Here is a 7047-nt window from a genome sequence, read left to right as displayed (position 1 = left end):
TGCTGCCAAGCTGACATCAAAGGGGCAGGTAACCGTTCCAAAGGCAGTGCGAGATGCGCTCGGCCTTGAGGAAGGCGACAACGTCATCTTCCGAGTGGAAGGCAATCGAGCGGTGTTGGCCCGGACACCAGACTTTCTTAGCCTGGCGGCAACGGTCCCGGTGCCGACGGCGAAACGCAACATGTCCTGGGATGAGCTGCTCCGTCGCACCAGGACCGCTCGAGCTTCGGACCGCCGTTGACCGCGATCATCGACACCAACATCCTCGTCCGTCATCTCACGGGCGACCCACCCACGATGGCGGCCCGCGCGACCGCCTACCTCCGGACCGAACGAGAGTTATTGCTGACCGACCTCATCGTGGCTGAGACTGTGTACGTATTGGAGTCCTTTTACCAAGCACCCCGCCAGCAGGTTGCCGAAGCCATGAGGTCGCTCATCGCATTCAACTCGATTGCCTGCGTGGACCCAGCGCTTCTTTTGCGTGCAATCGCAGTTTACGAGACTGACCGGATTGACTTCGCGGAGTCCTACCTCGTCGCTTGCGCCGAGAGCACCGGAGTCGGGAGGGTGGCCTCTTTCGACCGATCCATCGACCGCGTCGCCACAGTTGAACGGATTGAACCACCGCCGGTCTGAGCCGATGACGGCGACGCCCACCGCGAGGGGGTAGGTTCCCGACTTGCAAGAAAGCTGAAATGCCTGCGCCGCCTTCATCATTTGATCAAAACGTTCTGGGGCGGCACGACCAGCAACTCCCGGCGGCACCGTCTTCTGGACAGCGCCGTGCTGTTCCCCAGCCTGTGCGCGCCCACCGGGACGATTCTGGAACCCCCGCAGCGATCACACCGCCCCGACCGCACTGCGAAGATGCCCAAGCGCCGACGCCCGCGCGCACAGAATCGGGCCAGCTACGCAGGCCGAGCAGCGTGGCCGCAACCGGAAGCGGCCACGCGCGCCCGCAGCGCCCATCGTGGCCCACGACGAGCCACCGCCGTTCTGACACTGCGGGGGTGACATCTCAACGCGGCATCCTGCGCCAGACGAACTGCGGCAGCAGCGCGAACACGATCGAAACGGGCCCCAATGCCCACGGAATCCACACCGTGCGTCGGCCCTTGGCCAGCGCCCGCGCCGTCGCCGCGGCCACCTGCGCCGGGGTGCTGGACAGCGGCGCCGGCGTCATGCCCTGCGTCATCCGGCCGATCACGAACCCGGGCCGCACCAGCAGTAACCGCACCCCGCTTCCGTGCAGCGCATCGGAGAGCCCGCTGGCGAATCCGTCCAAGCCGGCCTTGGCCGACCCGTAGACGTAGTTGGCCCGACGCACCCGAGCGCCGGCGATCGAGGAGAACACCACCAGCGCCCCGCGACCGGCGTGGCGCATCGCGGCGGCCAGCTGAGTGCGCAAGCTGACCTGCGCGACGTAGTCGGTATGCACCACCGCCACTGCATGCGCGGCGTCGGTCTCGGCGCGGCTCTGGTCGCCGAGGATCCCGAACGCCAACACCGCAACATCGATCGGGCCGTGCTCGGCGACGACGGAATCGACCAGCGGACCGTGCGATTCGATGTCGTCGGCATCGAATTCGAGGGTCGACACGTTTGCCGCCCCGGCCGCCTGAATCGCCGCAACCTCGTCGGCGAGCCGGTCGGCGTTGCGGGCCGCCAGCACGATCGACGAGTGCGGCGCAAGCCGCACGGCGAGTTCGACGCCGATTTCGCTGCGGCCACCCAGAATCAGCACCGTGCGCGCGCCCGTGTCGTCCACGGTTGCGATTATCTCCTGCGCTAGCGTAGGCGATGATGGCGAACTCCACGGCTCGGCTGACCGACGATGCGCTGGCATTTCTGACCGAGCGTCACCTCGCCATGCTGACCACGCTGCGTGCCGACAACTCGCCGCACGTGGTGGCGGTGGGTTTCACGTTCGACCCGAAAACGCACCTCGCCCGGGTGATCACCACCGGCGGCTCGCAGAAGGCGGTCAACGCCGACCGCGGCGGGGTCGCGGTCCTCAGCCAGGTCGACGGCGCCCGTTGGCTGTCGCTGGAAGGCCGGGCGAGCGTCAACGGCGACACCGACGCGGTGCGCGACGCGGAACTGCGCTACGCCCAGCGCTACCGCACACCTCGGGAGAACCCGCGCCGGGTGGTCATCGAGGTGCACGTGGAGCGAGTGCTGGGATCGTCAGATCTGTTGACCCGCAAGACCGAGTAAGCCTCTAGACCAGGGTCGCGCCCGGCGCCCGGATCACCAGCGGCACCGCCGGGAAATAAGCGGCCATCTCCGGCCGCGACTTGGCCAGCGCGGCGGTGCCGTAACCGCGGTGCCGGTAGTTGGGGTGAATCCAGATACGGACGTGCACCTCGTGTCCGTTCAACTCGCCGAACACCATCCCGACCTTCTCGTCGCCATCAACCGCGACGAACCAGGCCGCTTCCTCGGCGTCAATACGCTCTTGCGCCGAACGGATTTCGTCTTCGACCCCGCCGGCAGGGGCGCCCGAGCCGTCGCCCTTGGCGCCGATCTCCTCGGTCCGGACGGAGAAGATATCGCGGTCGGCGGTAACGGAGAACGGCCGCAGCGCCAGGGTTTCGCCGGCGCTGGCCGGGCGGTCCTTGAAGGTGAAACTCAGAATATTGTTCAGGTCTTCGAGCTCGGCGACGATCTTCTTACGCGAGTCCTTGGTCAACTGGTCGAACGACATCCCGATCACCGCTTCGGCGCCCAGCCGCGAGGTGCCGAGCAACTCCGCGATGCGATCCACCGCCGCAGGCCGGTCGTCGGCCTCCACGATCAGGTCGAGCACTTCGTGACGTCGTTCCAGCGCGTTCATCAGCGCGTTGGTGATCTCTCTGCGGGCGGCGGCGCGGTCGTGGTCGGTCATGGTTTTAGCGTAGTACCCCAGGTGTGTTCTGCGCCTGCCGCGTTGCTGTGGACTCAGGTCTGAACTGGCACCACGATCAGTTCGTGTGGCCGGTGGTTTACCGACTGGGCGCCGCGCTCCCCTACGACCACGATGTCTTCGATCCGGGCCCCCCAATGACCGGGGAAGTAAATTCCCGGCTCCACAGAGAACGCCATGCCGGCCTTGAGCGGTAGGTCGTTGCCCGCAACGATGTAGGGCTCCTCGTGCACCGACAGCCCGATGCCGTGGCCGGTGCGGTGCACGAAGTACTCGGCGAGCCCGGCCTCGGCAAGCACGTCGCGGGCGGCGGCGTCGACCTGCGCGGCGGTCACCCCGGGGCGCACCGCCTCGACGGCAGCTCGTTGCGCCCGCTGCAGAACCGAATAGCACTGTGCCACTTCGGGTTTAGGCTGGCCCATGCTGTAGGTGCGAGTCGAGTCGGAATTGTAGCCAGGGGCATACGGGCCACCGATGTCGACGACGACGATGTCGCCGACCTGGATCTCGCGGTCGGAGTATTCGTGGTGCGGGTCGGCGCCGTGCGGGCCGGAGCCGACGATGACAAACGCCACCTCGGTATGGCCCTCGGCGACAATGGCTTCGGCGATATCGGCCGCGACGTCGGCCTCGGTTCGGCCCGGCACCAGAAACTGCGGAACCCGGGCGTGTACCCGGTCGATCGCGGCGCCTGCTTCACGCAGCGCGTCGATCTCGGCGTCGTCCTTGACCATCCGCAGTTCCCGCAAGACGTCGGTGGCCAACACCGGCAGCACACCGAGCCCGTCGGCCAGCGGCAGCAGGTGGAGAGCCGGCATCGAGTCGGTGACCGCTGTCGCCGCCGGGGCACCACCCACCGCGGCGGCAACCAACGCATAGGGGTCGGCGCCGTCGACCCAATCGCGAACCACCACACCGAGTTCGGCCACCGCGGATTCCTTCAGCGACGCCAACTCCAGCCGCGGCACGACGAGCGTCGGGTCACCGGAGACCGGCAGCACCAGCGCGGTGAGTCGTTCGAAGGTCTGCGCCCGCGAGCCGACCAGGTAGCGCAGGTCGTAGCCGGGCGTGATCACCAGACCGGCCAGGCCCGCTTTCTCGGTGGCCGCCGTCGCGGCTGCCACCCGGCGGCGGTAAACGCCGGCATCGAACCGGTGAGAACTCATGCGTGCCAGGCTACTGGCAGGATGACGGGCATGTCCGCACCGCTGCTGCTACTCGACGGCGCCAGCATGTGGTTTCGCTCCTTCTTCGGCGTCCCCACCTCGATCACCTCTCCCGACGGTCGGCCGGTCAACGCGGTCCGCGGCTTCCTCGACTCCGTCGCCACCGTGATCACCCGACACCAACCCGGCCGGCTGGTGGTCTGCCTGGATGTGGACTGGCGCCCGCAGTTTCGCGTCGAGGCCATCGCGTCCTACAAGGCGCACCGGGTCGAGGAGGAAAACCCAAGCGGGCGAACCGATGCCGAGGAGGTACCCGACGACCTGTCACCGCAAGTCGAGATGATCGCCGAGATTCTCGACGCCTTCGGCATCTGCACCGGCGGCGCCGACGGCTACGAAGCCGACGATGTGATCGGCACGCTGGCCGCCCGGGAGCGCCACGATCCGGTGATCGTCGTCAGCGGCGACCGCGACCTGCTGCAGGTGGTCCGCGACGAACCGGTCGCCATCGGGGTGCTCTACCTCGGCCGCGGCCTGACCAACGCGACACTGCTGGGCCCCGCCGAGGTAGCCGAACGCTACGGCGTGCCGGCCGAACGGGCTGGCGAGGCCTACGCCGAACTGGCCCTGCTGCGCGGCGATCCATCCGACGGGCTGCCCGGTGTGCCCGGGGTCGGCGAGAAGACCGCGGCGAGACTGCTGGCACAGCACGGCTCACTGGAGGCCATCCTGGCCGCCGTCGAGGATCCGAAATCGGCACTGGCCAAAGGAGTTAGAACCAAACTGAGATCAGCGGCCGACTACATCGAGGCGGCCGGACCGGTGGTCCGCGTGGCGATTGACGCGCCGGTCACCTTCTCTACCGACAGCGATGCACTGCCCCTGGCGGCGGCCGATCCGCCCCGGGTGGCCGAGCTTGCCACCCAACTGGGCGTCGGGTCGTCGATCGCCCGTCTGCAAAAAGCACTCGACGCATTGTGACCTACTTGGGCCGGCCGACTTCGTAGGTGCCCTTGTTGTCCTGGAATGTGACGGTGACCGACCGCTTGGTGCCGTCGATGCTGACGTCGCAGTCGAAGGTCTGCCCCTTCTTGACGGTCGGGTTCTGACCGTTGTTGCACTTGACGTCCTTGACGTTCTTCGCGCCGTACCCGTTCGTGGCGTCGGTGAGGATCTGTTGCACACCGGCCTCGGCCTTGCCGACATCGAGCTTGGTGGTGACGAAGAATCCGGGCGCCCAAAAGCCCAGCACCAGGATCACTGCGACGGCGACGGCCGCCACGACACCGGCAATGGTGCCGACCGTCTTCTTCGAGCGCTTCGGCCCGGCCGGCGGCTGTCCATAGGGGCCCGGGTACTGGCCGGGCTGGCCGTACTGGCCGTACTGACCGGGCTGGCCGTACTGGCCCGGCTGCTGGCCGTACTGGCCCGGCTGCGGTGCGTAGGCGGCGGGCTGACCGGGGTACTGCCCCTGCTGCGGGTAGGCCTGGGGGTACTGCGTCGGTGGGTAGTACTGCACCGGCGGCTGCTGATATTGCCCGTACTCGGTGGGCGTATAGGCCGGCGCCTGCCAGGTTTGCTGTTCGCCGCCCGCGACCTGCCAGCCCTGCTCACCACCTGGTTGTTGTTGCCACGGTGAGGCCTGCTGGAGCTGATCCTCGCCGGATTGCTGACCTTCGCCCTGCGGCGGCTGCCACCCCTGCGTCGGGTCGGATCCCTGCGGTCCGCTCATCGTGCCTCAATCCTCCTGGTTGCAGTCATCGCATCGGTCGCCGTAGGCAACCGTAACCTCGGCTCAGCCTACCCGGCGTCAACCGCCACGACGCCGCGCCGAATCGCGTCGATCGCGCGTTTGGCTGCGGTTCTGAGCTGGGGTTGCGGGGCGGCGTTGCGCACCTGGTCCAGCAGATCCAGTACCTGTCGACACCACCGGACGAAATCGCCGGGCGACAGGGCCGAGCCGGTGCCCTCGCTGTCGGCGGCGGCCAAGGCGGTGACCAAGTCGCCGCTGCTGGCCCAACGGTAGATGGCGGCCACGAAACCGTCGTCCGGCTCGCGGCTGGGCGTGATGCGGTGGCGCTGCTCGTCGGCGCGCAACTGTGCCGAGAGTCGGCGTGTCTGCGTGAGCGCCTGCCGCAGCTTCGGCGTCGGCACCCGGTCGTTGCGCGGCGCCCCGGGTCCATCTCCGCCGCGGGTCTCATACACCACCGACGACAGCACGGCCGCAAGTTCGGCGCCCTGGAGCCCGGTCCACACGTCGGCGCGGAGGCACTCGGCAACCAGCAGGTCGCTCTCGCTGTAGATCCGGGCCAACAGGCGGCCGTCGTCAGTCACCGTGGGACGGCCGCCGTCGAGCGCGATGAAACCGCGCTCGGTCAGCAGCCCGACGATCCGGTCGAACGTGCGGGCCAACGAGTTGGTGGCGGCGGCGACCTTCTTCTCCAGCGCCGCGTTGTCGCGCTCGATCCGCAGGTAGCGCTCGGCGATCCGCATCCGCGTTTCACGATCAGCGTCGCGGTGGCCGGGATGACGACGCATCTTCTCCCGCAGCGCCGCCAACTCGGGGTCGGCGTCGCGGCCTTCGGGGCGTTTGCCGCTGCGGCCGCCGGAGGCCGGCAGTCCGGCGGCTGCCGAACGCAGCGCCGACGCCAGGTCGCGGCGAACCCGCGGTTGCCGGTGTTCGATGCGCTTCGGCAACGTCATCGATCCGACAGGCGCCGACTCCCCGGAATAGTCCGCTGAGGAAATCCTTCCCGCCCAACGGTTTTCGGTGAGCACCAAGGGTCGCGGGTCGGACTCGTCGCGGGCCGCCTCCAGGACGACTGCCAGCCCGCCGCGCCGCCCGTGCGTGATCGTGATGATGTCCCCCTTGCGCAGCGTCGATAGCGCGTCGTTGATCGCCTGACGACGCTGCAGGCGTGATGCGCGGGCCTGCGCGCGCTCGTACTGGCTGATCTCTTCCCGCAGCCGGGC

Annotated in this window: 9 protein-coding genes; 4 read left to right on the top strand and 5 right to left on the bottom strand. The window is 68.2% G+C overall.

The features are described from left to right. Both AC2VOU_RS09800 and AC2VOU_RS09795 read left to right on the top strand, forming a co-directional pair. Nucleotides 1–241, top strand: a 241-nt coding sequence (locus tag AC2VOU_RS09800; RefSeq protein WP_486957197.1) for an AbrB/MazE/SpoVT family DNA-binding domain-containing protein, incomplete at its 5' end; no start/stop codon positions are given. After that, the gene (locus AC2VOU_RS09795; RefSeq protein WP_486938369.1) at nt 238–639 is read left to right on the top strand and encodes a type II toxin-antitoxin system VapC family toxin; all 402 of its coding nucleotides are present in this window, start codon (nt 238–240) and stop codon (nt 637–639) included. The genes AC2VOU_RS09800 and AC2VOU_RS09795, both read left to right, overlap by 4 nt. 382 nt (nt 640–1021) lie before the next feature. Here the strand turns inward: AC2VOU_RS09795 and dprE2 are convergent, their stop codons facing one another. After that, nucleotides 1022–1771: a decaprenylphospho-beta-D-erythro-pentofuranosid-2-ulose 2-reductase gene (gene dprE2, locus AC2VOU_RS09790; RefSeq protein ID WP_486957196.1), complete on the bottom strand. Its 750-nt coding sequence runs from the start codon at nt 1769–1771 to the stop codon at nt 1022–1024. 35 nt (nt 1772–1806) lie between these two features. Here dprE2 and AC2VOU_RS09785 point away from each other — a divergent pair, with 35 nt between their 5' ends. Then, entirely contained in the window at nt 1807–2220 is a 414-nt protein-coding gene (locus AC2VOU_RS09785; RefSeq protein WP_486957194.1) for a F420-dependent biliverdin reductase, read from the top strand. Between the two features lie 4 nt (nt 2221–2224). On the opposite strand, the gene AC2VOU_RS09780 is transcribed toward AC2VOU_RS09785, so the two are convergent. Next, complete coding sequence (locus AC2VOU_RS09780) at nt 2225–2890, bottom strand: GNAT family N-acetyltransferase (RefSeq protein WP_486957193.1); 666 nt, start codon at nt 2888–2890, stop codon at nt 2225–2227. A gap of 53 nt (nt 2891–2943) precedes the next feature. Beyond that, nucleotides 2944–4074: a M24 family metallopeptidase gene (locus AC2VOU_RS09775; protein ID WP_486957192.1), complete on the bottom strand. Its 1131-nt coding sequence runs from the start codon at nt 4072–4074 to the stop codon at nt 2944–2946. Between the two features lie 30 nt (nt 4075–4104). On the opposite strand from AC2VOU_RS09775, the gene AC2VOU_RS09770 reads away from it, so the two are divergent. Then, the gene (locus AC2VOU_RS09770; RefSeq protein WP_486957191.1) at nt 4105–5055 is read left to right on the top strand and encodes a 5'-3' exonuclease; all 951 of its coding nucleotides are present in this window, start codon (nt 4105–4107) and stop codon (nt 5053–5055) included. Between the two features lies 1 nt (nt 5056). Here the strand turns inward: AC2VOU_RS09770 and AC2VOU_RS09765 are convergent, their stop codons facing one another. Further along, a complete protein-coding gene (locus AC2VOU_RS09765; RefSeq protein WP_486957190.1) occupies nt 5057–5806 on the bottom strand; it encodes a DUF4333 domain-containing protein in 750 nt (249 codons plus the stop codon). Nucleotides 5807–5874: 68 nt separating this feature from the next. Then, the coding region (locus AC2VOU_RS09760; protein WP_486957189.1) for a DEAD/DEAH box helicase at nt 5875–7047 on the bottom strand (1173 nt) is incomplete at its 5' end.

It is taken from the genome of Mycobacterium sp. TH-M25 (assembly GCF_057473665.1).
Note: the sequence above shows the minus strand (reverse complement) of the source record. Positions and strands in the feature narration are given on the sequence as shown.

Bases quoted from the DNA above. Each gene is read 5' to 3' on its own strand.
- AC2VOU_RS09775 (WP_486957192.1), bottom strand. From the start codon at position 4,074: ATGAGTTCTCACCGGTTCGATGCCGGCGTTTACCGCCGCCGGGTGGCA.
- AC2VOU_RS09780 (WP_486957193.1), bottom strand. From the start codon at position 2,890: ATGACCGACCACGACCGCGCCGCCGCCCGCAGAGAGATCACCAACGCG.
- AC2VOU_RS09765 (WP_486957190.1), bottom strand. From the start codon at position 5,806: ATGAGCGGACCGCAGGGATCCGACCCGACGCAGGGGTGGCAGCCGCCG.
- AC2VOU_RS09785 (WP_486957194.1), top strand. From the start codon at position 1,807: ATGGCGAACTCCACGGCTCGGCTGACCGACGATGCGCTGGCATTTCTG.
- AC2VOU_RS09770 (WP_486957191.1), top strand. From the start codon at position 4,105: ATGTCCGCACCGCTGCTGCTACTCGACGGCGCCAGCATGTGGTTTCGC.